At 50.8% G+C, this 25,874-nt stretch carries 22 protein-coding genes and 1 pseudogene; 5 read left to right on the forward strand and 18 right to left on the reverse strand.

What is annotated here, in order from left to right; genetic code table 11:
* Positions 1-353: 353 nt before the first annotated feature.
* From ACP15Y_RS02990 to ACP15Y_RS03070, 17 genes and pseudogenes are all read right to left on the reverse strand, one after another.
* Entirely contained in the window at positions 354-983 is a 630-nt protein-coding gene (locus ACP15Y_RS02990; RefSeq protein WP_424981519.1) for a hypothetical protein, read from the reverse strand.
* Positions 984-1,302: 319 nt separating this feature from the next.
* Positions 1,303-2,874, reverse strand: a complete 1,572-nt coding sequence (locus tag ACP15Y_RS02995; protein WP_424981520.1) for an ABC transporter substrate-binding protein — start codon at positions 2,872-2,874, stop codon at positions 1,303-1,305.
* A 40-nt stretch (positions 2,875-2,914) separates the two neighbouring features.
* Positions 2,915-4,009 (reverse strand): DUF917 domain-containing protein, encoded by a 1,095-nt coding sequence (locus ACP15Y_RS03000; RefSeq protein WP_424981521.1) that lies wholly within the window; start codon positions 4,007-4,009, stop codon positions 2,915-2,917.
* Positions 4,009-5,112, reverse strand: coding sequence for a DUF917 domain-containing protein (locus tag ACP15Y_RS03005; protein ID WP_424981522.1), 1,104 nt, complete (start codon positions 5,110-5,112; stop codon positions 4,009-4,011). The genes ACP15Y_RS03000 and ACP15Y_RS03005 overlap by 1 nt, the downstream gene beginning before the upstream one ends.
* Positions 5,105-6,646, reverse strand: coding sequence for a hydantoinase/oxoprolinase N-terminal domain-containing protein (locus ACP15Y_RS03010; RefSeq protein WP_424981523.1), 1,542 nt, complete (start codon positions 6,644-6,646; stop codon positions 5,105-5,107). The genes ACP15Y_RS03005 and ACP15Y_RS03010 overlap by 8 nt, the downstream gene beginning before the upstream one ends.
* Positions 6,647-6,658: 12 nt before the next feature.
* Complete coding sequence (locus ACP15Y_RS03015; protein WP_424981524.1) at positions 6,659-8,368, reverse strand: dipeptide ABC transporter ATP-binding protein; 1,710 nt, start codon at positions 8,366-8,368, stop codon at positions 6,659-6,661.
* Entirely contained in the window at positions 8,368-9,258 is an 891-nt protein-coding gene (locus tag ACP15Y_RS03020; RefSeq protein ID WP_424981525.1) for an ABC transporter permease, read from the reverse strand. The genes ACP15Y_RS03015 and ACP15Y_RS03020 overlap by 1 nt, the downstream gene beginning before the upstream one ends.
* Positions 9,255-10,283, reverse strand: a complete 1,029-nt coding sequence (locus tag ACP15Y_RS03025; RefSeq protein ID WP_424982449.1) for an ABC transporter permease — start codon at positions 10,281-10,283, stop codon at positions 9,255-9,257. The genes ACP15Y_RS03020 and ACP15Y_RS03025 overlap by 4 nt, the downstream gene beginning before the upstream one ends.
* A 61-nt stretch (positions 10,284-10,344) precedes the next feature.
* Positions 10,345-11,907, reverse strand: coding sequence for a helix-turn-helix transcriptional regulator (locus tag ACP15Y_RS03030; RefSeq protein WP_424982450.1), 1,563 nt, complete (start codon positions 11,905-11,907; stop codon positions 10,345-10,347).
* A 171-nt stretch (positions 11,908-12,078) separates the two neighbouring features.
* A pseudogene (locus ACP15Y_RS03035) lies at positions 12,079-12,363 on the reverse strand (aldehyde dehydrogenase (NADP(+))); the annotation flags it as partial.
* Between the two features lie 129 nt (positions 12,364-12,492).
* Entirely contained in the window at positions 12,493-13,797 is a 1,305-nt protein-coding gene (locus ACP15Y_RS03040) for a TRAP transporter large permease (RefSeq protein ID WP_424981526.1), read from the reverse strand.
* The gene (locus ACP15Y_RS03045) at positions 13,787-14,332 is read right to left on the reverse strand and encodes a TRAP transporter small permease (RefSeq protein ID WP_424981527.1); all 546 of its coding nucleotides are present in this window, start codon (positions 14,330-14,332) and stop codon (positions 13,787-13,789) included. The genes ACP15Y_RS03040 and ACP15Y_RS03045 overlap by 11 nt, the downstream gene beginning before the upstream one ends.
* Before the next feature lie 4 nt (positions 14,333-14,336).
* The gene (locus ACP15Y_RS03050) at positions 14,337-15,386 is read right to left on the reverse strand and encodes a TRAP transporter substrate-binding protein (protein WP_424981528.1); all 1,050 of its coding nucleotides are present in this window, start codon (positions 15,384-15,386) and stop codon (positions 14,337-14,339) included.
* 33 nt (positions 15,387-15,419) lie between these two features.
* Positions 15,420-16,049 (reverse strand): maleylacetoacetate isomerase, encoded by a 630-nt coding sequence (gene maiA, locus ACP15Y_RS03055; protein WP_424981529.1) that lies wholly within the window; start codon positions 16,047-16,049, stop codon positions 15,420-15,422.
* A gap of 19 nt (positions 16,050-16,068) precedes the next feature.
* A complete protein-coding gene (locus tag ACP15Y_RS03060; RefSeq protein WP_424981530.1) occupies positions 16,069-16,542 on the reverse strand; it encodes a DoxX family protein in 474 nt (157 codons plus the stop codon).
* A 37-nt stretch (positions 16,543-16,579) separates the two neighbouring features.
* Complete coding sequence (locus ACP15Y_RS03065; protein WP_424981531.1) at positions 16,580-17,284, reverse strand: fumarylacetoacetate hydrolase family protein; 705 nt, start codon at positions 17,282-17,284, stop codon at positions 16,580-16,582.
* A 5-nt stretch (positions 17,285-17,289) separates the two neighbouring features.
* The gene (locus tag ACP15Y_RS03070) at positions 17,290-18,300 is read right to left on the reverse strand and encodes a cupin domain-containing protein (RefSeq protein ID WP_424981532.1); all 1,011 of its coding nucleotides are present in this window, start codon (positions 18,298-18,300) and stop codon (positions 17,290-17,292) included.
* 140 nt (positions 18,301-18,440) lie between these two features.
* On the opposite strand from ACP15Y_RS03070, the gene ACP15Y_RS03075 reads away from it, so the two are divergent.
* Together ACP15Y_RS03075 and ACP15Y_RS03080 are read left to right on the forward strand one after the other, a co-directional pair.
* Positions 18,441-19,208 carry an IclR family transcriptional regulator gene (locus ACP15Y_RS03075; protein ID WP_424981533.1) on the forward strand — a complete coding sequence of 256 codons (768 nt, stop codon included), beginning with the start codon at positions 18,441-18,443 and terminating at the stop codon, positions 19,206-19,208.
* Between the two features lie 130 nt (positions 19,209-19,338).
* Positions 19,339-21,042: an ABC transporter substrate-binding protein gene (locus tag ACP15Y_RS03080; protein WP_424981534.1), complete on the forward strand. Its 1,704-nt coding sequence runs from the start codon at positions 19,339-19,341 to the stop codon at positions 21,040-21,042.
* A gap of 55 nt (positions 21,043-21,097) precedes the next feature.
* On the opposite strand, the gene ACP15Y_RS03085 is transcribed toward ACP15Y_RS03080, so the two are convergent.
* The gene (locus tag ACP15Y_RS03085) at positions 21,098-22,099 is read right to left on the reverse strand and encodes a sugar ABC transporter substrate-binding protein (protein ID WP_424981535.1); all 1,002 of its coding nucleotides are present in this window, start codon (positions 22,097-22,099) and stop codon (positions 21,098-21,100) included.
* A gap of 247 nt (positions 22,100-22,346) precedes the next feature.
* On the opposite strand from ACP15Y_RS03085, the gene ACP15Y_RS03090 reads away from it, so the two are divergent.
* From ACP15Y_RS03090 to ACP15Y_RS03100, 3 genes are read left to right on the forward strand one after another with little or no spacing between them, the layout of a single operon-like run.
* A complete protein-coding gene (locus ACP15Y_RS03090) occupies positions 22,347-23,303 on the forward strand; it encodes an ABC transporter permease (protein WP_424981536.1) in 957 nt (318 codons plus the stop codon).
* Positions 23,304-24,278, forward strand: a complete 975-nt coding sequence (locus ACP15Y_RS03095) for an ABC transporter permease (protein WP_424981537.1) — start codon at positions 23,304-23,306, stop codon at positions 24,276-24,278.
* Positions 24,275-25,768 carry a sugar ABC transporter ATP-binding protein gene (locus ACP15Y_RS03100; protein ID WP_424981538.1) on the forward strand — a complete coding sequence of 498 codons (1,494 nt, stop codon included), beginning with the start codon at positions 24,275-24,277 and terminating at the stop codon, positions 25,766-25,768. The genes ACP15Y_RS03095 and ACP15Y_RS03100 overlap by 4 nt, the downstream gene beginning before the upstream one ends.
* Positions 25,769-25,874: the final 106 nt, after the last annotated feature.

Below are 25,874 nucleotides of genomic sequence, written 5' to 3' on the forward strand. Positions count from 1 at the left end.
CGAAAGAGCACCTCAAACATCAGTATATAAAGAGCACCTCAAACATCAGTATATAAAGCAATGTATAAAAAACGCCCTCTGCGAGCTTCTTTACCTTGGTGGCCACTAGTTTTTCCTAATATATTTGGTTGGCGAAGTCAGCAGTTTCAGGCAGCAATCAAAAATTGATACGCGAGAATACAATACATATTGCAATGGACCGAAAGGTGTACCTAACAAATGTCGCGTAAATTTGACCATTTGAGTTACCAACGAAGCGGACCGACTTCTGCATAGGCTCGGGTTACATTTTAGGCTGAATGAGGCTTTGAGAAGTTGCCGTTTTTCATAGGCTGCACTCTCCGCCCCAAAACTTAGGTCTCGGCGGTTTCCGGTAGCTGCAAATGATCTTTGAAATACCGACTCGCACCTAAACTATCCATAACTTGGTGAAGTCTGAACATCATCGGTGCTGGAATTTCAAATTTCGCCTGGGAAAATGCATCAACCAATGTTTCTCCAGCCAACTCAACTTCGTCGTCATTCAGCAAATTTAGCACGTCGGCGATATGATCAGTTGACAAAATTTTGGATTGGCAAACCAAAATGCGCAGCTGATTAGCGGCAGAGAATCTTGTTTCGAACATGTCGTGGACGTTCGAATACTCACCTATCAATTCCGGAGCACTTTCAACCATTTGCTTCAGTTTAGACAATGCTTTTCTGTCAAATTCTCTAACCAAAGTCCAAAATTCAACGTCCGATATTGGTCGCCAACGCATTGTAAGGTGATCATCATGCTTCAGGTCTTGTACGATTATAAAATCATTCAGACCGGCGATCAGGATTTCACACTCATCCCAATAAAACTCAAACAATCCATTACCATCATAACCTGAAAGTTGTGTTTGATTTTTAGAACCTTTAAATTTTGGTGCATCGATAGGCCATGTTATTGCCAACACCAGATACACGTCACCAGTTCTCTTAAGTCTAACCTTCATATATAAACATCACCGTCTAAAATCATTTTAATAAAAAACTAAATTAGTAGGCGCATTCCTACGTGTGGCTGAATTCTTAAATCAAAATACAATAAACAACTACCTATAAAATTTATCAGTCAAGCTTCAATCCAATCATTAGCATTAGCTTAAGTGCTGCATCACTTGTTCAACTACCATCCGGCTGAGCCGAGGTGAAGGCGTTACGATGTTGACGATTTATGTTTATATCGTAGCAAATTAGGTGACTTAGCTACCTGGCACAAAAAAGCCCGCTCCGAGGAGCGGGCCAAGTTGCTCGTCTAGGGTCAAGAGGAGCTTATTCGCAAACCCACCGCATGGTGTGGAAGTTGTATTCAAAGCTTTGCATTGGCACCCAAGAGAAACCTTCAAGACATTTTGAGAAGGCCACTTGGCTGGTTTGGGTCAGCAAGAACACGTCTGATTGTTGATCCACCAGATAACGCTGCAAATCTTTGTAGATTTCGTTCTGAGCGTCGATATCGCCCTCGCCGCGGGCTTGTTCGATCAACTCATCTACCTTGTCGTCCAACACCCATTCCATGGAGGTCCAAGTGCCTTGGGCGCGTGAGTGATATTGGGGGTAGAAGAAGCTATCGGGCGATGGATATGTCGCACCATAGAACACTTCGTTGATGGCAGGCGTTGTTTCAGCGGAGCTGGCCAACTCTGTCATCCGGTTCCATGGCTCCGGCTTCATGATCGTATTGAACCCAACCTGGTCCAAATTCGATTTCATTAGCAGCGCAATTTCTTCTTCAAAGGCCAGACCAGCCACAAACATGATCTCAATCGGGATTGCGCCCGCATTGGCATATTTGCTCATGGCCACATGCTCTTTAGCCTTTTCAAGATTATATTCTGGCATGGCCAGATCATCGAGATAGGCAGCGGCGAACACTTTCGGCATTGGGCCAGCAAGTGGCTCGCCAGGCAACAATTGCGACCGGATGGTTTCATAGTCTGTTGCATAGGCAATGGCCTTGCGGATGTGCACATCGTCCGTTGGCGCAATTTGATGGTTCAGCTTCAAATAGAAGTTGGTCGCCGTTGGGAATGATTCAATGCGATAACCTTCGATTTTGCTGATCGCATCATAGGTCTCCTGCGCCTGCCCGTCTGATGACATAGACAGTTCGCCAGAAGCGGCCAGCGCTTTCACGGTGGCTTCTTCATTGGTCACCACAAAGCGCACTTCATCAACGGGTTGATCGCTCCAACCCAAATGATAGCCATCATATTTCTTGATGGTCATGGTGGCGCCACGGTCCCAATTGGTCATCATATAGGCGCCAGCACCAATGCTGTTATTGGCCAAATAATCCTGCGCCCATGGGTCACTATCGGTTTTGTTGGCGTCTGCCACGTCGGAGTTGACCACGAACAGGATCGGCGTGTTGGTCAAGAACGGTGTGTAGACTTTGTTCAGTTTGAACTCGACGGTACGATCATCCAGCGCTTTGACCGAATTTTCATCCAGTACGCCTTCAAACAAATAGGCAGGGCCTTCGTTTAGTGCCAGCAGACGGCCCACAGAATAAGCCACGTCTTTCGCTTCAACTGGCGAACCATCTTGGAAGGTCGCGCCTTCTTTTAGCGTGAAGGTGTAGGTCAGCGTATCCTCAGATACTGTCCAGCTCTCTGCCAGATTGGGCAAGATATTGCCTTCTGAATCGAGCGTGGTCAGCGCGTCATAAAGGTTCACGCCAGCCATATATTCTGTGTAGTCGTTGATTTTTGCCGGGTCGATGGTGCCGAAAATCTGCACCACATTGACCGTTGCCACATTGTCGGCAAATGAGGGTAAGGCATAGCCAGAAATAGCAGTACTCGCTGCCAGTCCCAGCAGTAGTTTCTTTGCAATCCGCATATTAGTCCTCCTTTTGAAATTGAATTCTATCCCTGTCCCTCTAGTTGAGGGCTTCTAATTTTTGATAATCGAGGTCGTAGCCAAAGTAGCGTGGCCCCGCGAGTTCTATGCCATGGTCCGTGCGCCATTGCGGGTCGCACGGCAGGCCAAACACAATCACGCGGAAGCCATATCGAATTTGTTCGGTTGTGATGGGTTGCCCTGTTTCCAAATCCAGCAAGCAGATCAGATCTGGCGTGATCGCCTTTGGCTTTCCGTCAGCCGTTTTGGCCAGCAGGAATTCATTTTGAAATTCCAGCGAAATGCTCTCACCATCATATGAGCCCAAGCCTTCGATGGTGCATGAACCGCGGGCAAATCCGCCTTCGGTTTTGCGGTCCACATCCATCACGCGACCCTCAAACAGCGAAACGCCATTGAGGTCTGTTGAAAGCTTGTGCACCGGGTTGCGATTTGCAGCCTGCTCCTCATGGATGATGCGGCCAATGGAATTGATCAGTGACATAGAGCCACGCAAAATTGCCTTTTTGGCCTGCGCTCCAGTCATCGGGTAAAGGGCGATCAGCCCTGCCCCGCCCATTTCAATGGTGATCACTCGCGCGAACTTTTCAGTCGACAAATTATCGACTGTGTTCAGTACTAGTGAATTGCCCTTCTCATCGGCCATCACCATTGGACATGCCGTAATGTCGTGCATGGTCATGGATACCATTTGTAACTCTGGGAACGCCCGCCCCATGCCATCGCCATCAACAATGGGCAGGCCCACGCCTGCGGCCACCGCGATCGGGATGGTGGAGTTTAGGCCGCCCGCCTCAATACAGAAGATCGCATCCGCCTTTTTGCCGAGATAATCTTCCAGTGATTTCAATGCATTATTGGCTTCATCGCCACGCGGCAGTTTTTCCAACATAACTGTCGGCGCGCCCATCATGGCGACGGGTATCACCAAGGCATCATCTGCCAAGCTGTCCACATCCACCACATCTACCGGGCCGTTAGCGCGGATGGCCTGTTCGGCCATCAACCGCCCGATATAAGGATCGCCGCCGCCGCCAGTGCCCAGAAAGGCACCGCCTAGGGCGATATTTTTCATGTCCCCAAGGTCGATCTTTTTCAAAATATCAGCGGACATTATGCTCCTCCCAATTCTGCGCGATCGAGCGGTGTAAAGCTCAATTCTGGATAGCCGAACGCGGCTGGCCCAATCACATCTAGTGCGCGTGGCGTGCGCAGCAAATCGTGGCAAGGCAGCGCCAATACGGCGATCCGCTGGCCGTAGCGCAACACTTCGGTTGTGATCGGCAGGCCAGTATCTGCATCCAGCACCACAATCAGGTCAGGCACGCAGACTTCCATTTCGCCATCACGCCAAAACACCAGAAACTCGTTCTGAATGGCAATTTCGCCGCGTTCGCCTTGGTTGTTGCCAAAGCCTTCCAAATGGATATGCCCGCGGGCAAACCCGCCCTTCAGATGCCGTTCAAGATCAACAATCTTGCCTGTCATCAGCAGCTTGCCGGTTTCTTGCTTGAGCACAGTGGCAATTGGGTCGAGATTGCGCGCTTGCGCGTCTAGAACCGCCTGCCCCAAAGATAAGGCTTGTGTAATCGTGTTCGGCACTGCGGCCTTCTTCACGAAGTCACCCCGCATTGGCGCCATGGCGATTGCCGCCGCTGCGCCCATAGACACAACTGTGGCCCGCGCAATGGTTTCCACCCACACTTCATCGCGCGTGTTGCGGATCACCACCACATTGTCCTTCTCATCTGCCATGGCGGCAGGTGTGGATTTGTGGCCGTAGATTGACCAGGTGCACATTTGCATTTCCGGGAAGGCACGGCCCATGCCGTCGCCATCTACAACGGGAATGCCTGCTTGCGCTGCTGTCAACATCGGCTCCATGGCGTTTGCGCCGCCAATTTCCGATGAAATCAGTGCATCCACCTTGCAATCGAGTTCCTGCTCGATGGCGCGCAGGGCGCGCAAGCATTCGTCGCCACGTTCGATCTTTTCAACGCCGACCACTGGGGCGCCGATGCCACCAAGTGACACCACCAACGCATCATCCGGCAGTTCATCGAGCGGGATCACGTCAATCTTATTGCCTTTGCGCAATTCCTGCCGACAGCGCCACTTCCCGATATAGGGGTTGCCGCCGCCGCCCGTACCCAAAATGGCTGCGCCAATTTCAACAGCGTCCAAATCGCTGTCTTCAATTTTCCGCACCTTATCCATTGAGGTCCCCCACAACTTTGAGGCGAATGCGGGTGGCGTTGCCTGGCAAATAGGCCAATGGCACATCTTCTTGGTCCAGCAATTCAATACTCTCAGGCTTCGCGCCCGCGGCAATCGCTTTGTCTGTCGCTTCTTTCCGCGCTTCACTGAGTGCTTGATCGCGTGAGATTTCCGACAGGCTGTAAATCCGGTCCACTTCGCCACTAATCTGCCCAATGGCCGCACCAACTGCGTTGGCCACAGCAAAATTTTCAGGCCGCTTCACGGGTAGATCAGCAATTTGATCTGGGATCAGGATTGAGCCGCCGCCCACTGCTAGAACAGGAATAGGGTCTGGCGAAACGCGCATGCGTTCCACGGCGTTGGTGATCATATCGTCAATCTGAGCTTTGATCTGTTTCAGCTTTTCTTCGCCCAGCTCGCGTGCTGGGCCCGCATCACCAATGTCAGCAATGCCCAAACCGACAGCAATATCAGTCGAAGTCAGCGTATTGCCGCCAAACAATTTGCCTTCTTCATGAATGCGATAGCCCACAGATTTTGGGCCAATCTTCGCCGGATCAGTTGGCTCAATGATTGTGCCGCCGCCCAAAGCGATGGAAAACACGTCTGGCATACGGAAGTTTGTACGCACGCCGCCCACATCAACTGATGTGCTGGCTGGCCGTGGAAAGCCTTTAACAAGTGCGCCGACATCAGTTGAGGTGCCGCCCACGTCCGCGACAATGGCATTTTGCTCGCCCGTCAGAAACGATGCGCCGCGCATGGAGTTTGTTGGGCCACTGGCAAAAGTCAAAACTGGATAGGCTTGCACAAATTCTGACCCCATCAAGGTGCCATCATTTTGCGTGATAAAATAGGGGCATGTCAGATTCAGTGATTGCAGCGCCCGGCGGAATGCATCCACCGTGTGCGTGCTCAAATTGCGCAAAGACGCATTCATGATGGCCGCGTTTTCGCGCTCCAAGATGCCCAAGCGACCAATCTCGCTAGATAGCGTGAAATTGGCATTTGGCAGGCGCTTTTTCATGATCGCGGCTGCGCGTTTTTCCATATCGTCATTGACAGGGCTGAACACAGAGCAAATAGCAATTGTTTCGATGTTCTTCGCCGCAATTTCATCTGCGATTTTGGTCAGTTCGTCTTCGTCGATTTTCGAAATCTCGCGGCCGTCAAATTCGTTGCCGCCTGCTGCCATCCAATAGTGGCCGCCAACTGCCTCGCGAATATCATCTGGCCAATCCACCATCGGTGGCAAGCATTGCGCCGCGGGCAAGCAAAGGCGAACCGCTGCGGTTTCAGACATGTTGCGCCGCTCCACCACTGCGTTGGTGAAGTGGGTTGTGCCGATCATCACGGCTGAAATTTGGTCCGCGCTGATTTGTGTGTCGTCCAAGGCTTTTTTGATGCTGTTGACCACGCCGGACATCACATCTGAAGTGGTTGGCGATTTCACGCCCACAAGCACCTTATCGCCGTGCATAATCACCGCATCGGTGTTGGTGCCGCCTACATCTATGCCAATTCGGTACATTGTCCCCTCGCTTTACTTACCAAGCGCGGTTGAGGTGGCCAGCACCGCCGCGCGTTCTTGTTTTGTTAGTTTTGGTTTGAGATTTTCTTCTTCAGCGCTGATCACCGGAATGGAGCTGATCAGGGCTTGGGTGTAATTGTGCTGCGGGTTGGCAAACACATCTTTTGTGGCGCCAAGCTCACACATTTCGCCGCGGAACATCACGGCAATTTTGTTGCAGAAATTGCGCATCAGCGACAAATCGTGAGAGATGAACACATAGGTGAGATTGAGTTCTTCACGCAGACGGTGCAGCAACTCGATCACGGTGTTTTGCACCAACACGTCCAAAGCGGAAGTGGGCTCATCCAACACCAGAATTTCTGGTTCTACTGAAAGCGCACGCGCGATGGCGACCCGTTGTTTTTGCCCGCCGCTCAGCTCATGCGGATACATGGAGGCGTAATGCGCGGGCAAATCCACCATATCCAACAGCTGCGCGACGCGGCCTTTGATTTGCGCTTTATCGTAACCTGTGAAGTGCAATGGCACGGCCAGCTGGTCCGCAATCGTTCTTTTCGGGTTCAATGAAGAGCCCGGATTTTGATAAACGATTTGTACCAATTTTCTGAACTCGACGGTGCCGCGTAACTCATTCAGGCTTTTGCCATTGAACTGAATATCACCGGATGTTGGCCCATAAAGACCCAGCAGCATTTTGGCCAAGGTGGTTTTACCCGAGCCGGACTCTCCCGCGATGCCAAAAATGTCACCACGATTGATCTCCAGCGAAACGTTTTTCACCGCCTGCACTTCGCCAATTGGCCGATTGAGTAAACCGCCGCGCCGGACAAATGTTTTGCTGATGTTCGAAATTTTGATTTCGGTGTTTTTGTCGGCATTGTTTTCAATGTCGCGCACCCGCGAGCCATAAAGCGGTGGCACTGCTTCCATCAGCTTGATCGTATATGGATGTTTGGGGGCTGAGAACACTTCTTCAAGTGTGCCCGTTTCAACAATATGTCCCCGTTCCATCACATAGACCCGGTCTGCCATCTCGCGCACCACGCCCAAATTGTGGGTGATCAACAGTAGCGACAACCCTTCATCGCGCACCAGCGCATTCAAAAGGTCCAAAATCTCTTGTTGAGTTGTCACATCAAGCGCTGTGCCAGGCTCATCGGCAATGAGCAATTTGGGCTTATTCAGCAGCGCCATGGCGATCAGCACCCGCTGGCGCATCCCGCCAGACAGCATCATGGGATAGGACCCTATAATCTGCGCCCCATCTGCCAGTTGCACTTTCGCTAAAGTTTCAATGATGTGCTTTTTGCGCGCATCGGCAGAGCGGTTTTGCCCATAACGAATGTCTGCAAAACGAACAATGTCGTCCATCTGCTTGCCGATGGTGAGAACTGGATTGAAGGAAAGCAAAGGATCTTGCAAGATGATCGAGATCCCCGCCCCCTTCAATCCGTCGCGCTCACGCTTCGAAAGGCTTAGAAGTTCTTTGCCTTTATATTTGACTGAGCCACTCTCAATGGTTGCCGGCGGCATCGGCAACGTGCCGATAATGGTGCGCATGGTCACTGTTTTGCCGGAACCAGATTGACCGATAAGCGCCACCCGCTCCCCTTCATTGATGGTCATCGACACATCAAAAAGGGTGTGAGATTTGTGGCCGTAAGTTGAAAAGCTGATATTGAGCTTGTCGATGTCGAGAATTGGAGTTGTCGTCATCATCACACCTCCACATCCATCATGTCGCGCAGCCCATCGCCCAACAGGTTGAACCCGAGAATGGCGTAAAGAATGGCGAGACCGGGCATCAGCGCTTCCCACCAATATTCTGGCAAATATTCGGAGCCCGTGCTCACCATTGTGCCCAAATCTGGGGTTGGCGGTTGCACGCCAAGACCAAGGAAAGAGAGCGCCGCCCCGAACAGGATCACAAAGCCCGCATCAAGCGAGATTTTTACTGAAATGGCTGATACGCAGTTGGGCAACAACTCGCGGAACATAATGTGGGTGTGGCTTGCGCCCGCCACTTTCGCGGCTTCCACATAATCTTCGCTCATTTGCGCTTTTACGATGCGGTAGATCAGGCGCGTGTGCCAGGTCCACCACAGCATGGTGATGGCGATCATCGCATTGACCAAATTCGGTGAAAGCACCGCTGTGATCGCAAGGGCCATCGCCAAAGGCGGAATGGCCAGCATCACATCGGTAAAGCGCATAATGGCAAATTCGATCCAGCCGCCGAAATAGCCTGCGGCAAGGCCAAGCACCACGCCAAACGGCACGGCAAAGCCCAACACACCAATCACCATGCCCAGCGAAACGCGGTAGCCAAACAGTACGCGGGAGAAAATGTCGCGTCCCACATTGTCTGTGCCGAACCAAAATTCTGCATTGGGTGCCGTGTGCCGATTTCTAAAGTCGACGAATGACCCAGCCGATTGTGGTGATGGCGCAAGAAATGGCGCGAAGATCGCGGCGACAATCACGGAGATCACAATAAAGGCGCCGATCATGGCCGCAGGGTTTCGCGTGAAGCGATACCACGCCATTTGGCCACTGGTCATATTGCGGTGTGCAGTGTCTTGGGTGGTGGTTGTGCTGTCTACACTCATTTTGACGCCCCCTCTCTCAACCGATGGCGGGGATCTAAAATGCCCAGCAAAATATCAATCACCAGATTGGCAATCACGAAGAACAGGCCAGATACCAGCACCACACCGATCACTGCGTTCAAATCTTTCTGCAAGATTGTGCGCACGCCATAGCTGGCAATGCCTGGCCAACTGAACACAAATTCAACAATAAAGGCGTTGCCGATCAGCGAAGCGAATTCCAAGCCCAAAATGGTCAAGGGCGCAACACAGGCGAGCCGCAGCATATATTTGAACGTCACCACGCGCTCCGGCACGCCATAGGCCCGAGACGCTTCCACAAAGTCTCGGCCGCTCAATTCGATCATTGAAGACCGCGTGATCCGCATCACCTGCCCAATGCCTGCTGCGGCCAGCGCCGTTGCAGGCAAAATCAGATGCATGAAGGCATCGCCGAACACATCTGGTCGGCCAGCTAAAACAGAGTCGATCAGCAGAAGACCCGTTACATCTGCGCTGAAATCCAATCCGCCATCTAGGCGTCCGGTCACAGGGAAAAAGGTGAATACATAACTCGCCATCAGCTGCAAGATGATCGCGAGCACAAAGCCCGGCGTCACCACCCCGATCAGCGAGATAATCCGAGATACATTGTCCACCCAGGTGTCACGATAGATCGCAGCCAACACGCCAAGGGGAATGGACAATACGATCTGAATGACAATGGTGAACAGCACCAATTCAAGCGTTGCGGGCAAGGCTTGCATAATATCGGCCGAAACAGGTCGGCTGGTCAGCAAAGATTTGCCGAAATCACCGTGGGTAAGCCCCACCAGATAATTCCACAATTGGGTATGGAATGGCAGGTCCAGCCCCATTTGCTCGCGCATTTGCGCAACCTGCTCGGCAGATGCCAACGGGCCAAGCGCGATCCGTGCAGGATCACCCGGCACAATTCGCGCAATAACAAATATGAGAATGGCTAAGCCAACCAGTACAAGAAAAAGCGAAGCCGCCCTTTTCAGCAAATAATAAAACACCGCAATCCTCCCTCACAGGTATGGTTGCGGCATCTCACCCAAAACGGAAGGCGCTAATCAGTCTAGTTTAACTCTTAAAAGTATAGCTTTTTTCACTATTTGAAATTTTATCAATAATTTCAATTAATTCACCTCTCGATCTTGCGTTAAAAATCTTAAATAAATTGGTGAGGTGATATTTAACTGCAGCCTCTGTAAGCCCCAGATTCACTGCAATTTTCTTATTTGAGCCGCCATCTTGCAACGCATTTAAAATACGCAATTGTTGAGCCGACATATTGTATCTCTGGAATTCTTTTGGCGCGATGTAGCTTTTGCGGATGATCCGGTGCACCTGCTTCGCGAAATAAGCAAGCCGCTTATGCCCGCGTGCAAATTTGCCCGTCGCCAATTGGGAGGAAACTTTAGACACCACTTCCCGATATTCCAAAAAGATCGAAGCCAAATTCTCATGGGCAGCAATGCGTATGGCATTTTCCACATGCTGGCGCATTTTTGCCCGTTGCTTTTCCGATTGCGCGACAGCGGCCCGTGCCAACTCAGACATGACATTGCTGCGCACATTGCGCTCATCTAACGTGAATTTATCCAACACGGTTTCAGGATTCAGCTTGAGCGACATTGTCTCAGAAATCACGATCCCCGTTGGGCTATACATGGCCGCTTTATCGAGATCATACAGGAAGAAATTTGCTTGGTCATGCAAGCCATCAATATGCTCGATATGGGCTTGTATCGCCTCAATTGCCAAGGAAAAATCGCCATGTCGACGGTGGAAATCTACCTGACATTCCTGCAAGAAGGCGCAGGCCTTTTTTCGCCCCTCAAGATAATAAATACTCAACGCGCCAATGCGGCTCACTTCGATAAAAATCTCTGACCAACTGTCGCCTTCCACAAGCGCCTGCCTGATTTTTGCGGCCCGTTCTGGGATATGCTTGAACTCCCCCGCTTCAAAATCGAGGGTAAGCCAGAGTGCTTCGCACAGCTCCCGTTCGCTCGAAATGCATATATTGGCAATTTTGAAAAATCGCTCAGCCGCTTTTAGGTGTTGTTTGGCCTGTCGCAGTTTACCTTCGACAATGGCCAAATCTGCCAAGTGCAAGTGGATGAAAAACTGCAGATAAGGCTGTTTTGCTTTTTCGTAGGTTTCCAGCGCCTGCGCCGCGATCATCCGCGCTTCAGACAACATGTTCAGGCGGGCATAGACCACCAACATCGAATTGTAATAAAGGCCGCTGAACAAATGTTCTCCGAGCGGCAATCTGCCTTCCAGCTGCTCCCATGCCTTAAGTTGTTTTTTATCCACCCTCTCCCCAAGGTGGATGTGCACCATTAATTCGGTGAGGATGAAAATATAGGATGGTGTAAATGTGCGCCCTTCATCATACAGCAAAGCCTTAGCGCGTCGCGCCCGGCCGTGCTTCACAAGGCTCAAACACATCGCCACCAAAAAGATTTCGCTTTCCTGTGCGATCCCCTCCGGCGCCGCTGAGAAGATTTCATCTAGGGTCTCATAGCCGAGAGTAAAGGCGAAAAAGGGTCCGCCTGCGTCCAACACAATCCGTTCTGCGGCTTGAACATCGCCTGCCTTTAGCGCTCCAACAATAGTTGCGACATACCCCTCCACGTCAGACAAACTACTTCCTCCAAAGCAATTTCAGCGGATGGATCAACCAATCCGTCCTAACAAAATTATACCCTTCTCGCGCTATTCTCCAAATCAGTTTGCGCAAAAAGTGACTTGTTTTGCTTCAATTGCTGAGCAAGCAGCTTTGAAATCACCGTTTTGAGGCGGTTTTTATGAGAATTCCAAATCCGCTGGCAAAATGCTGTCGGGAATATCCTGATAGCAGACTGGTCGCAAAAATCTGCGGATTGAAAGTGTGCCAACTGAAGTCGCGCCGAAATTGGTTGAGGCCGGATATGGACCGCCATGCACCATGGCATCGCTCACTTCCACCCCGGTGGGAAAGCCATTGGCAATCAATCGGCCAGCTTTGCGTTCCAAGATTGGCAATAATCTTCGGGCGACCGGTGCATCCTCATTCTCCATATGGATCGTGCAGGTGAGTTGCCCTGTAAGTGAACTCATGTCGCGCGGGACAATAAATTGACCAGATAGCGCGTTGTTTTTCCCAACAAAAAACCCGCTGCTAAAAGCACGGCGGCTTTTAGCAGCGGGTCTAAGGTATCACTTCGTTTGCGTGCGGTTTTAGAAGCCCAGCCAATGGGGCAACCAAAGCACCAATCCTGGTATGAACAAAATCGCTGCAATTCGTGTAATGTCGGCAAGGATAAAGGGCACGATGCCCCTGCTTACTGTGCCGATGCTCATATTTTTAGCCACAGCCCTGATGACAAATAGGTTCATGCCAATTGGCGGCGTGATAAGGCCAATTTCAACCACAGAAACAAGCAGCACACCGAACCAAATCGGATCAAACCCGATCCCGGTGACCACGCCATAGGCAGGCACAACTGTGAGCAAGATCATCGACAAGCTATCCATAAAGCAGCCCAAAATGACGTAGAACGCCAGCAAGATCAGGATGACAGTCAATGGCGCGAAGCCAGCTGTTGTGATCCAACCCACGAGTGCCTGCGTCATGCCGGTTGCTTCGATGAAGAAGTTAAACAGTGCCGCCCCGATCAGGATCATGAAGATCATGCCGGTCATGGATGCCGTTTCCAGCACACCTTTTCGCAACACGCCGATACTGAGCTTGCCTTTGATTGCCGTGAACAAGATTGCGCCGCCTGCCCCAACCGCCGCCGCTTCCGTGGGCGAAAATATGCCGGCATAAATTCCGCCGATCACCATTACGATCAGTAAAATGGCGTCCCACATATGAAATAGTGCTTTGCCGCGTTCTTTCCACGGCGTGTAAGGCGTGACGGGTCCCAGCTCTGGTTTTCGCCAGACTTGAATGCGCACCGAGACGATATACAGCAAAGCGGCGAGGAGACCGGGGATCATCGCCCCAGCAAAAAGCGCCCCAATAGATTCCTCGGTCATCAACGCGTAGATCACCAGCAAAATAGACGGCGGGATCAAAACACCCAATGTGCCTCCTGCTGCAACAGCTGCTCCAGCCAAGCTTTTGGCATAACCGCGTTTTTCCATTTCTGGTAGTGACACTCGCCCCATGGTTGCACATGTGGCGAGGGATGAGCCGCTGATCGCGCCGAACACAGCGCACGCAGCAATGGTGGCAGATGCCAGCCCGCCGGGACGATGGCCGAAGAAGGCAACGATGCCACGGAACAGGTTTTCGGAAAGGCCCGAGAAGGACGCGAAAACGCCCATGAAAATAAAAAGTGGCACCACTGAGAGGCTATAGGGATATATTGCCTCGAACGGCAGACTTGCCATCACATATGTTGCTGATGTCCAATCCATTAGCAATAGCGTGCCAATTAGCCCCACAAGTGCCATCGCAATTGCGACGGGAATGCGCAACAACGCCAACAGAAGTGCCGCGCCAAACCCGATTACACCAACCCATTCATTCCCCATAAATGCGTTCCTTCACCGTTAGAAAAATAGCAGCATTCACCAGGCTCACCAGACAAGAAATCAGCAAGCCACTCAAAAGAAATGCCCATGGAATGATGAGCGGGAGCGCCAAATCTTGAGACACATCGCCATAATTAAATATTTCCATTGCCCGGCCCCAACATAGCCAAAGCAAAAATCCGGTAAGCCCTGCGCCGCAAAGGGCAGCAATGGCGTCTAGCATTCGTTTGAACTGCACTGGAAAAACATCAGACAGCAAGTCGACGGTCACATGGTTATGGTTGGCAAATGCAAATGGGATAGACCAAGCCGCCGCAGCCACAAGACTGAATTGCGTCAGATCTACCGCGCCAATGAAAGAGCCGCCGCCAACACGTCGCCAAATGATGTCACCAACAACAACAATAATGGCCAAAATCAACGCACCAATGCCGATGTAAGCCATAAGCTCGGTTAGTTTTTTGAAGAAGCCTTCAATAGCGTAAGCCGCCGGAAAAACCGGCGGCTTAGTCTGTGTGTGATGTTGCTTGCTCATATGGCTAGTCTTGCATCCCATCATATTTCGCAACGAGTTCTTGAGCGCGCGCGTAGACCTCTTTTGGGTTCTCAACGCCATTGCGTTCAAGGCGATCTAGGAACCCATCAATCATGGGTTGAAGCGTCTCACTCCACTCCGCACGTGTGGCGTCATCGACTTCAATGATCTCATGGCCACGTGCAACAGCATCATCATAGCCACGCTTGTCCCATGCGTCCCACCAGTCGCCGAACTTGGCAACCAATGTGTCCCCGCTCATATCGTCCAAAACTGTGCGGACATCGTCTGGCAAGCTTTCGTATTTTTTCTTGTTCATCACAATGTGGAAGCCTGCAACATAGGCGCGTGCGTCGGTGTGATATTTCAAAATCTCGTTCACATTGATTGCACCAACCAAGTCCCATGTAGTGACAACGCCATCCAAGCTGCCTTTGTGCAGATTTTCATAAATCTCCGCTGGCGGCATCCCAACAGGCGATGCGCCCAATTGATCCAACATGGCTGAAACCGCCGGACTTGGCGTGCGCAAGCGTAGACCTTTCAAGTCATCTAATGTGCGCACCGGACGATCTGCTGTATGGATCAAGCCGCCATTGTGTACGAACAGGCCAAGCACTTTAAAATTGTCATATTCGTTGCCGAGCGCCCCTTCTTTATAAAGATCCCACAGCGCCATTGAACCAGAGCCAGCATCTTCCACCAGGAATGGCATCTCGATGATTGAACTTGCGGGGAAACGATCCCGCGGAATGCCATTTAACCCAAGCGCGATATCGATGACACCTGCCCGCACTTGGTCAGCCTGCCGTTCGAGTTTGCCGAATGCAGAGGTTGCATCATAAATTTTCACTTTGACTTGACCATTTGTGCGCTCTTCCAGTTCCTGGGCGAATGGCACCATAAAGTCCGCAGTAAACCCATGTTTGGGCGGCAAATAATTGCTCATCTTAAGTGTGATGGTTTGGGCGAATGCAGCGGTCGAAAATGCCGTCATTCCCATCGCGAATGCTGCGGCGGCCATCATGCCCCGCTTTACGATTGTTTTTGTCATATCCTCACTCCCTCTTTGATATGATTTGATCTTTTAATGATTATCGGGCGACGCTGCCTGAAACGCCGCCAATTGGTTGCATTGTTCTGTGATTTGTAAAATGCGCGGATAGGCTGTTAAATCAACATCGAAGCGTTTTGCGTTAAACACTTGTGGTACAATGCAAATATCTGCCAATGTCGGCGCATCTCCGAACGCAAACGGGCTGGTTTTGCTTTGCCTGTTGAGCCTATCTTCAACGCCATCGAATCCGGCCTGCACCCAATGGGCATACCATTGGTTTTTCACGTCCTCAGATTGCTCCAAAGTGCCTGTGAGATAGTTGAGCACTCGCAAATTATTGAGTGGATGAATGTCGCAGGCGATGGCGAAAGCAATTTCTCGCACAGCCAGTGCTTTTTCCGGATTTTCAGGAATTAGCCGAGGCTCTGGACATTTCGCATCCATCCATTCAATTAGCGCAATAGATTGGCTAAATGACATGTCGTCAAACTGAAATGTGGGAACCAGAGCACTCGGCGCAATCTTACGATATGCCGCACTTTTTTGCTCATTTTGCCGCAAGTCGATGTCCACAATCTTCTCCGGCTTCATCCCTTTGAGTTCGAGTGCAATGCGCACACGGTAGGATGCCGATGAACGGAAATAGTTATAGAAAATCATAAGATTGCTTCCTGCTTGGCTAGATTTCGCGCGCAAGCTTTGAGTCGAGGGACATAGCGCCACCGCCCTTAATGGCGAAATATAGCGCTGCTACGCCCCAGAAAAGTGGATATTCATAACCGCGCGCGGTCCAAAAGAAGCCGTTTGGCAGATGGAACTGCACCGCAAAGATCATGAAAATCAGCACCGCGATTGCCACTGGACGTGTAAACAAGCCAAAGGCCAACATCAGGCCGCCGAAAAATTCTACGCAGCCGATAAGAATGGCCATAAGCACGGGTGCTGGATAGCCGACACTTTCCAAGAATCCGGCCGTGCCGCCAATGCCGCCGCCGCCGAACATGCCAAAAAGTTTTTGCGCTCCATGCGGCACCAGCAACAGGCCCGTTGCCAACCGCAAGGCCAACCAGCCCAAGCCGTCTAATTTGGCATAAACTTGTCCGAGCGCCGGAATAGCAAGCCGATTTGAAGTTGTTGTTGTACTGTCTGTCATGTCATTTTCCTCCCGTTAGACCCGACATTGCACTAATCTAAAGTGCACCCCCTATCCGCACTGACAGTGACGGAAGTCCTTCAATTTTGCAGTCCAGCTGGTCGCCCGAAACAACCGCCCCAACACCCGCAGGTGTGCCGGTGAAGATCAAATCTCCCGCTCGCAATGGGTAGAATTTGGACACGTAGGCAATTGTCTCTGGAACCGACCAGATGAGATCGGAAATGTCTGCTTGTTGGCGTGTTTCGCCGTTTACCGTGAGCAAGATTTCACCGCGCTCAATGTGTCCTTTTTCAGCAGCGGGCTGCAGGCGCCCTGTGGGGCAGGATTGAGCAAAGTTTTTGCCCGTATCCCAAGGCCGCCCTTTGTCACGCGCTTGCAATTGTAGGTCACGCCGCGTCATATCTAGCCCGACCGCATAGCCCCAAATATGGTCATTTGCGTCAGCTTCCGCGATGCGGAACCCGTCCACGCCTATTGCCACCACCAATTCTGCTTCGTGATGGTAATTCGCAGTTTCCGGCGGATAGGCAATTTCCGTCTTATCTTCCGGCGCCGCATTTACGACCGCTTCAGGCCATTTTGTGAAGAAAAACGGCGCTTCGCGATTTGGATCTTTTCCCATTTCACGGGCATGGGCTTCATAGTTGCGACCGATGCAAAAAATCCGGCCGACAGCAAAGTCATCGCCACCCGTTGTTTTCAATGTGGAGATTTGGTTATTCGCAAACAACAATGTCATAGAGTTCAAAGTCTTTCTTCGCGCCAGAAGCCTAGCTTCTCATGGCATGTACGATCTGAATAGCTAAACAGGGTCAGCTCTTCATCGGCTTCAATTTCAAGCACCGCCCATGACGGCACAGCGACAAGATTTTTAGGACTGATTTCAAAGCGCTTTCCATCCAAGATGACGGTGCCAGAGCCTGAAACGCCTGTGTAGACGCTGCTTGAGCTTTGCCGATATGGCTCGGTTTTCGCCCCTGCTCTAATGCGATGGCAAAATGCGGAAACAGTGCCCATCACTGCCCCACCATCAACAGGGTTGGTGAACTCCATTGCCCATCCAAGATGTGGATCGAAGGCAGTTGCCTCAGCAAATGTTGTCAGCGCACTGCCCCATTTCGCATACGGGAAATGGAATAGCGGCGTGCGTTGATCGTCAGATGCCACTGAAGCAGGTTTAAGGTTTGAACCGTAGCTTGCTAAACATGTGCCTGCGGGCAAACTATCTGAAGCTGGAATATTGCCATCACGCTCTGCAAAGCCCGCAGCAAAATGCTGGACAATTGGAATATCCAACCCGTCCAGCCAGATTGCCGGCCCGCCGTCGCCACCATGTTCGTGCCAACGCCAAGATGGCGTTAAAACCAAATCAAAGGGGTGCATCTCCACCATTTCACCATCAACTGAGGTCCATGCGCCATTGCTTTCCAGCACAAAGCGCAATGCAGATTGGGTGTGGCGGTGTGCCGGAGCAATTTCGCCGGGCAAAACCAGCTGCAACCCTGCGTAAAGCGATTCAGTCACCCGGTGCGTGCCCGCCAAACCTGGGTTTTCCAAAATCAGCACCCGACGTTCCGCCTCTTCGGCACTGATTTGCTCACCTGCTTGGAGAAGCAGTTTCTTCAAATCTTCAAATTTCCATTGATGTGCGACCGCGTTTGGCTTTGGCGTTTCGGTCACCAAATTGGCCATCACTGACCATAATGGCGAAACACCATGTTGCTCAAACTGCGCAGAAAGCGCCGCATCCACCATAATCTCCCCCTATCAGAAATTACATTATGCATAATTGATTGCATAATACGTAATATGTTGCAAGAGGCGAAATTACGTGAAATGGTTCCGCTTATTGAAAATTCTTTTTTTACGCAGTGCTTTAAGCTATGAATTTTTCCATGAACAAAAATAACGAACCCGAAGATAAGAAGGGCGGCATTCAGGCCGTTGGTGTCGCTAGCGAAATTCTTTCGGCACTGTGTGAGCATTCCGGTGCAATGCAGCTAAAAGAAGTTGCTGAAACCACCGGTCTCTCGGCGCCGAAGGTGCACCGCTATTTAAGCAGTCTTATTCATTCGGGGTTGGCCGAACAGGATCATCGCACAGGCCTTTATAGCCTTGGCCCCATGGCCACGCGGCTGGGTCTTGCCGCCATCGGCCAAAACAATGTTGTGATGCGCGCAAGTACCCTACTCAAAGATCTGTGCATTGATTTGCAGACCTCGGGTCATTTGGCCATTTGGGGCGAGCGCGGCCCCGTTCTTATCCGCAACGAACATGGCGGGCCGCCGATCATCTCAACCATGGGCCTTGGCGCAACAATGCCTCTTTTGCGCTCCGCTACGGGTCGAGTTTATCTCTCCCATCTTTCGCGCAACGCGACCAAAAAGCTGCTGCAGCCAGAGATGAAAATTCTCAAAGTTAAGATGGAAGAAGTGGACGCCATCATCGAGCGCACACGAAAGCGTGGCTATGGCCGAATCTTTGAAGGCCTCATTCCCGGCCTGTTTGCTGTTTCATTTCCACTATTCGGCATTGACGGCAACATCCAATGTTGCATCACAATTATCTCTACTGACCGCGAGTTCTTTGCGGAAAATGGCGAGCCAATTTCCCTCGTCCAACATCGCGTTCAAAATCTCAACAAGATAAACATGGCGACTTAGGTAAACGACAAATCTCAGCCAGATTTGTTGTTGATGCCAAAGAGAACGTTGTTGAAAATCCATTTTGGATATTTTGTCACCTATCGCTAGGTCTGACAATTTGAGAATATCCGCTATTGGAGGAAATGACGTGACCAGAGACGAGCTTATACGCATTTTGGACTTTGCGGATACATCGCGACAAATTTGTTCAGACCGCACCAATCTCGCTGCCCCGGATGCGCGGTGGAATATTATCTCTTATTCCATGCGCCGACATTTGGAAGGCAAATTGTTGACCATCACATCTGCGGCATCAGCGTCAGGTGTTCCCTACGGCACAGCCATGCGCAGGATCACGGAGTTGATCGATGAGGAGCTTTTGCACAAGCGCCCAAGATCAAATACGGGCCGCTCCTTCTCTTTGCATCCCACCCGCAAATTAATCCGCGAATTCGAGTCATATGCGCTGCAGCTCAAGGCCCATGTGGGTAAAACATTTGGGTTTGTCCAAAATGGTGGCACGGCTACAGATTTCTTCTTTGGCGGCTCTTATATGACGGCTAAGATCTTATCGTTTCCCAACGCCATGCGGACGGGTGTTGGGTTCGACAAGAAGATAAAGATCCTTTGCTCACCAGATCCTACCTTTAGAACGCTTAAGCAGCATGCGCGCACGATCAATGAGCTTTGCGGCACGCAAGTGGAATTTACACTCTTACCTTTGAATGAGCTTTATTCACGCATCTTAGAAAATCACGAAATGGAGCAATCGGAGTTTGATATTGTCAATTTCGATCTGCCTTGGCTGGGCAAGCTTGCCCATGATGAGATATTGCGCCCTCTTTCGGACTTGATTGAGAACGAACGGTATAATTCATCGGACTTCCACACCGCCGCGTGGAAAGGTGGACGATACCAAAACCGGCAATATGGCATTCCCATCCAACCCACTACTGAATTGCTGTTCTACCGTTCCGACCTGCTCAATGAGGCTGGCCTTAATCCGCCGCAAACGACCGAAGACGTATTGTTGGCGGCCCGAACATTGCACAAGTTTCGAGGGGCAACGCCCGGCATTGTGATGAATTACGGACGCGGCTTGCCAGTGGCGCATACCTTTGTGCAAACATTGGCGGATTTTGGCCAACCCATCATCAATTTGCAGCGGATCGATAGCGAATTCGATGTCGACAATATTGAAGGCGAGAACTTTCGGCCGATGATCGATACCGAGGCCGGACATCTAACAGCTGAATTTTTAAAAGCTCTATTGGACTACGCCCATCCGAAAAGCCTGAAATGCTCTTGGGATGAGCGGATTGCGATTTTCGCAAAGGGCGAAGCGGCGATGACATATGGCTGGTCTGTTCGCGCCGCGGCTTTCAGCAAAGAGGGCGCAAAGGAAATTTACGACAAAATCGGATTTGTTTGCCACCCGTCAGCGGAAGGGAAGCCATCTGTCTCACCTATTGGTGGATTTTGTTTGGGGATTCCGGCCAACCTGAGTGAAGAGAGGCGTCAATCTGCTTGGAAGGTCATGGAATATTTGGCCCGCCCGGAAATGATGAAATGGTATGTGCAAAATGGCAGCCATACTAGCCCCCGTTTTTCCACCAGTGCGGACCCCGAAGTGCAGTCCTTTTCCAAAATTCTCGGTTATCTCGACACAATGGAACGCCAAGGGATGACACAAAATTGGCCACGACCTCCCGTACCAGAGATAAGCGGCATTTTTGAAATTCTTGGAAATGTGATCCATCAGATGCTGTTGAAGGACATCACCATCAAACAAGCACTTGTGACGTGCCAAAATTCAATTGATCATTTGATGCGCCAGAACGGACGCTACTAGAAAAGCCCGCAATCCTTAAGGAATGCGGGCCACATTTAGCTCAACTCAAAGTCGCTTACCAGCTTGGACGCTCAAACTCATCCACATTGTCTGGCGTCACTTTTGGCGTTTCAATGCCTTGCAAAGACGGCACCTCGATGCCATTTGCAATCTTGATTGCGGTTTGAATGGCCAAAATTGCATCATCAACCGGTGATTGCTTGTTTGAGCCAGAGTGCCAACCCTCTTTCATCGCATCCCAACCTTCGCCAAACTGATTGCAAGTTACGACTTTCACTTCGCCCGGTGCCTTTCCAGCGCCTTGCAGTGCGCTGATCACGCCGAGGCCCATGCCATCATCGAATGCATAAACGCCGTCAATTTCATCACCGAACTGAGTGAGGAATGTTTCCATAACCGTTTGTGCTTTTTCACGGTTCCATTCGGCTGTTTGGCTGGCCAAGATATTGATGTCCGGATAGGAATCCGCCATTTTATCTAGGAAGCAGTTTTTACGTAGAATTGACACTGTGTATCCTGGTGTCCCCTCTACAACAACAATATCGCCTTCCCCGCCAAGCGACTCGGCCAACATCTCAGCTGATTGTTCTGCCTGTGCGCAGTCATCCGGACCAGTGTGTCCAGCAATATAACGACGCCCTGCTTCGCCGATGGGAGAATTCGACGTGATCACCGGGATGCCATTGCGGGATGCCTGACGGATCGCCGGAATCAAAGCATTTTGCGATGTTGGCCAAACCACCAACGCGTCAATCGGCTGAGATGACATATCTTGGATTTGGTCAAATTGTGTTGCGGGATCGCCTTGTGGGTCCAACACGATTGCTTGGATGCCAAGCTCTTTTGTGTAGCTTTCGGCAGTTTCCGCATATTTTGCCTGATAGGCGTTAGAACCCGGGTAAAGCACAGTGATGCCGATGCGCGTTTCGGCAAGCGGCTTTTTAAGTTCACCGCCCAACCAGTCAGGCGCGTCTTGTGCCATAGCTACGCCGGTGGCGCTTGCCAATAGTGCTGCGCTTGCGACCGCGAGCTTGATCGATTTGATCATGCTTTTCATATTTATTCCTCCTCATTAATGCACAACTGACGTCGAGAAAAAGATCCCTTGCCAATCCAGATAATTGGACGATCTGTGCATTTGAAAAACAACGACCCTGATATCCAAATCTGATAACTGAACAGAAACGCCCATCAAACGACAATAAATATCCAATTTGGATGAACCTGCCCTGTTCGACCGTTTCGATTTGCGCCAGTTTACAATAGATTCTTATCAGGCAAAGTGCGGAGGAGAGATTTTGCCTATGTTAAAACAGGATATGACCGCCCTCATCAGGCGGCACGGTCTTTTATTCGCATTTGGCATTTTCTTAGCCGGGGTTGCGTTTACCACTGACACATTTTTGACCGTCGGCAACTTTCTAGATGTCATCCGTCAGGTTTCGATAACAGGGATGATCGCGATCGGCGTGACTTTTGTAGTCATTACCGGTCGTTTCGATCTGTCTGTGGGGTCGATGCTCACATTTTTGACGGTGATCGTTGTTGACCAACACAATGTGTCGGGTCCATTTATGGCTATCATCTATGTATTGATTGGCGGCATTGTAATCGGCGCCATCAATGGCATGTTGATCGGTTTTATTGGGTTGAACGCCCTGATCGTAACGCTGGCAATGCTTTCATTCCTGCAAGGTCTGACCTTGTTTTACTCCGGCGGCGCCAATGTGAATGTGCAAAATGCGCAGGACACTTGGTTCGCGTTTTTTGGGCGTGCCGATTTATTTGAAATTCCAGTTCCCGCGCTGATATTTATTCTCACCGCGATCGTCGCAAGCTTTGTGTTGACCCGCACCACATTTGGTCGGCAAATCTTTGCGGTTGGCGGCAATGAAACAGCGAGTAAATTCTCTGGCATTGATACCCGCAAAACAATTTTCTTTGCTTACATCTTGTCCGGCCTAACCACGGCACTGGCTGCCATAATCATGGGGAGCCGGGTTATGGGGGCGCAAAACACAATTGGCCAAGGCTATGAGCTTACGGTGCTTGCGGGCATTATTCTCGGTGGCACCTCGTTGCTGGGCGGCTCTGGCGGCATTTGGCGCACCATTCTCGGCATCACCATGCTGGGCTTCATTCAAAACGGCCTGCTCCTGCTTGGATATCCTTATTATGTTCAATGGCTTGTCACTTGGGTTGTGATCATCCTCGCGGTTTGGATTGATCTCGGTGCTAAGCGCGGAAAGGTATTTGCATAAATGTCTACTCCCAACAAAATCTCCTTTCTTACGTCGATCAAAAACTGGCTGTTGCGCAACCATATTTGGGTGTTCTTTCTGGTGGTATTTGGCGCGTTTTCTCTCGCCTCCCCGTATTTTTTGACGGTGAACAATCTGAGCAATGTGCTCACCCAATCCGCCTTTATCGGCATTTTGGCCATTGGCATGACTCTGGTGATGATCAATGGTGAAATTGATCTGTCAGTCGGCGCGGTTTTGGCTTTGGCCAGTGCGCTGGCCATCGGCCTCCAAGATTCTATCGGTGTGTGGCCCGCTGTTTTTTGCGGTTTGCTTTCCGGTGTGGCACTTGGTGCCTTGAATGGGACAATTATTGCCCTTTCCGGCATTCACTCCTTTATCGTGACCTTGGGCGCGTTGATTGGCGTGCGCGGACTTGTGTTCATTTATACAGGTGAAAACGCGCTGATGGTCAGTGATTTTTCATATACTGAATATCCTGAAATCTACCTTGGGCCCTTTTCAATCACAGCGATGATCTTTTTGGGCCTCGCCTTTCTTTTTCAATGGATTTTGACGTCCACGCGACATGGTCGTGAAGCCTATTCGGTAGGCGATAATATAGAAGCTGCGCACGATGCAGGCATTAATGTAAAGCGCAATAAAATCATCAATTTCACTATTTGCGGCGGACTTGCAGCAGTTGCGGGCATCTTGCTGTCCATGCGCTTGGGCACAGCGGAGCCAAATGCGGGCAAAATATGGGAGTTATGGACCATCATTGCCGTTGTGCTCGGCGGTGTGCGGCTTACGGGTGGCTATGGCACGTTGTGGATGACCATTGGTGGGGTTTTGACCTTAGCCGTCATGCGCAATGGCCTGCGTCTCCTGAGCACGCCCAACTATGTGGAGCTCATGGTTATGGGTGCGGTACTTATTCTGGCATTGCTGCTTGATCACTTTTTGTCTGGTATCTCACGGAAGAAAACGTCATGACCCAGAACACCACACTTTTAGAACTAGAGGGTATCACCAAAACGTTCCCCGGCGTCAAAGCGCTCGACAATGTGAACTTGGATGTGAAGCAAGGCGAAGTGCTGGCCCTCGTGGGCGAGAACGGCGCTGGCAAATCCACATTGATGAAAGTGCTTGCAGGGTTGCACACGGCGGAGCAAGGCAGCATCAAATATTTGGGCAAAGAGATGCAAGTTCATTCGCCGCTAGATGCGCGGATGAAAGGGATCTTGCTGATCCATCAGGAACTCTCCTTATCCCCAGAGCTGTCGGTGGCAGAAAATATCTATCTGGGTGCATGGCCAACCAATAGTTTTGGCGTGTTGCAAAAGCGTAAGTTGCGCAATCAAACGCAGCAGGCGTTGGATGCGCTTGGCTGTGACTTTGGTCCAGATGAACGTGTTGGCCAGCTGTCCATCGCGCGCCAGCAAATGGTAGAGATTGCACGTGCTCAGGCGTTCAACGCCAATATTGTGATTTTTGACGAGCCCACCGCCTCTCTTACGGACAATGAAAAAGCCCAGCTATTCGAGACCATTGAGGATCTACGTTCGCGCGGCAAAGGCATCATCTATATTTCTCATAAGATGGATGAGATCTTTGAAATCACTGATCGCATTACCATTTTGCGTGATGGCCAGGTGCAAGGCACTAAAATCACCGCGGATACAAGTGTTGATGAAATCACGCGGGCCATGATTGGCCGCGACCTCGACACTTATTTCCACCGTGCCAAAGAGGTATTTGGTGGTGACGTGCTGGAAGTTGAAGATTTGAGTGCCGATGGCCTGTTCAACGATGTTAGCTTTTCAGTCAAGTCGGGCGAAGTGCTCGGGCTTTACGGTTTGGTGGGCGCTGGCCGATCAGAGGTGGTTGAGACCATTTTCGGCATCCGCAAAGCCCAAAGCGGGAAGATTAAGTGGAAGGGTCGAGAGATTCCGCACCCTACACCAGCTGATGCCATTGAACTTGGCATCGCGTTGGTCCCTGAAAGTCGAAAAGAGCAAGGTCTCGTGTTGGGCATGGGTGGGCGTGAAAATATCACGCTGCCGCATCTTCAATACTTTTCGAATCTGAGTGTCATTTCAAAAGAAAAAGAACTCGAAACCTACCAACAGTTTCAACAGGCGCTTGATATTAAGACCACAGGCCCAGAGCAGCCGGTTGCCAAACTATCAGGTGGCAATCAGCAGAAATTCGTTTTGGCAAAATGGCTATGTTCAAGCCCCAACCTTATCATTCTGGATGAGCCCACACGCGGCATTGATGTTGGATCAAAATCGTCTATTCACGAGCTGATCGCCGAGCTGGCAGAGCAAGGCTTGGCGGTGATCGTTATCTCTTCGGAAATGCCGGAAGTGTTGGGCGTTAGCCACCGCGTGCTCGCCATGGCAAATGGCAAAATTGTCGGCAGCTTTTCAGGACAAAGCCAAACGGAAGAAAATCTAATTTCTGCTGTCTCCCAAACCTAACCTCGCACAATCCTCTGTGTGAACTTAGGCGGGCAATGCTGTTGGTATTGTCCGCCCTTTTTGTATCCAAAACGGATAACTGGCCGATAGGCGCATTTTGGGTGAA

Origin of the sequence: Maritalea sp. S77 (assembly GCF_049801075.1) — a bacterium.
Lineage (GTDB): Bacteria > Pseudomonadota > Alphaproteobacteria > Rhizobiales > Devosiaceae > Maritalea.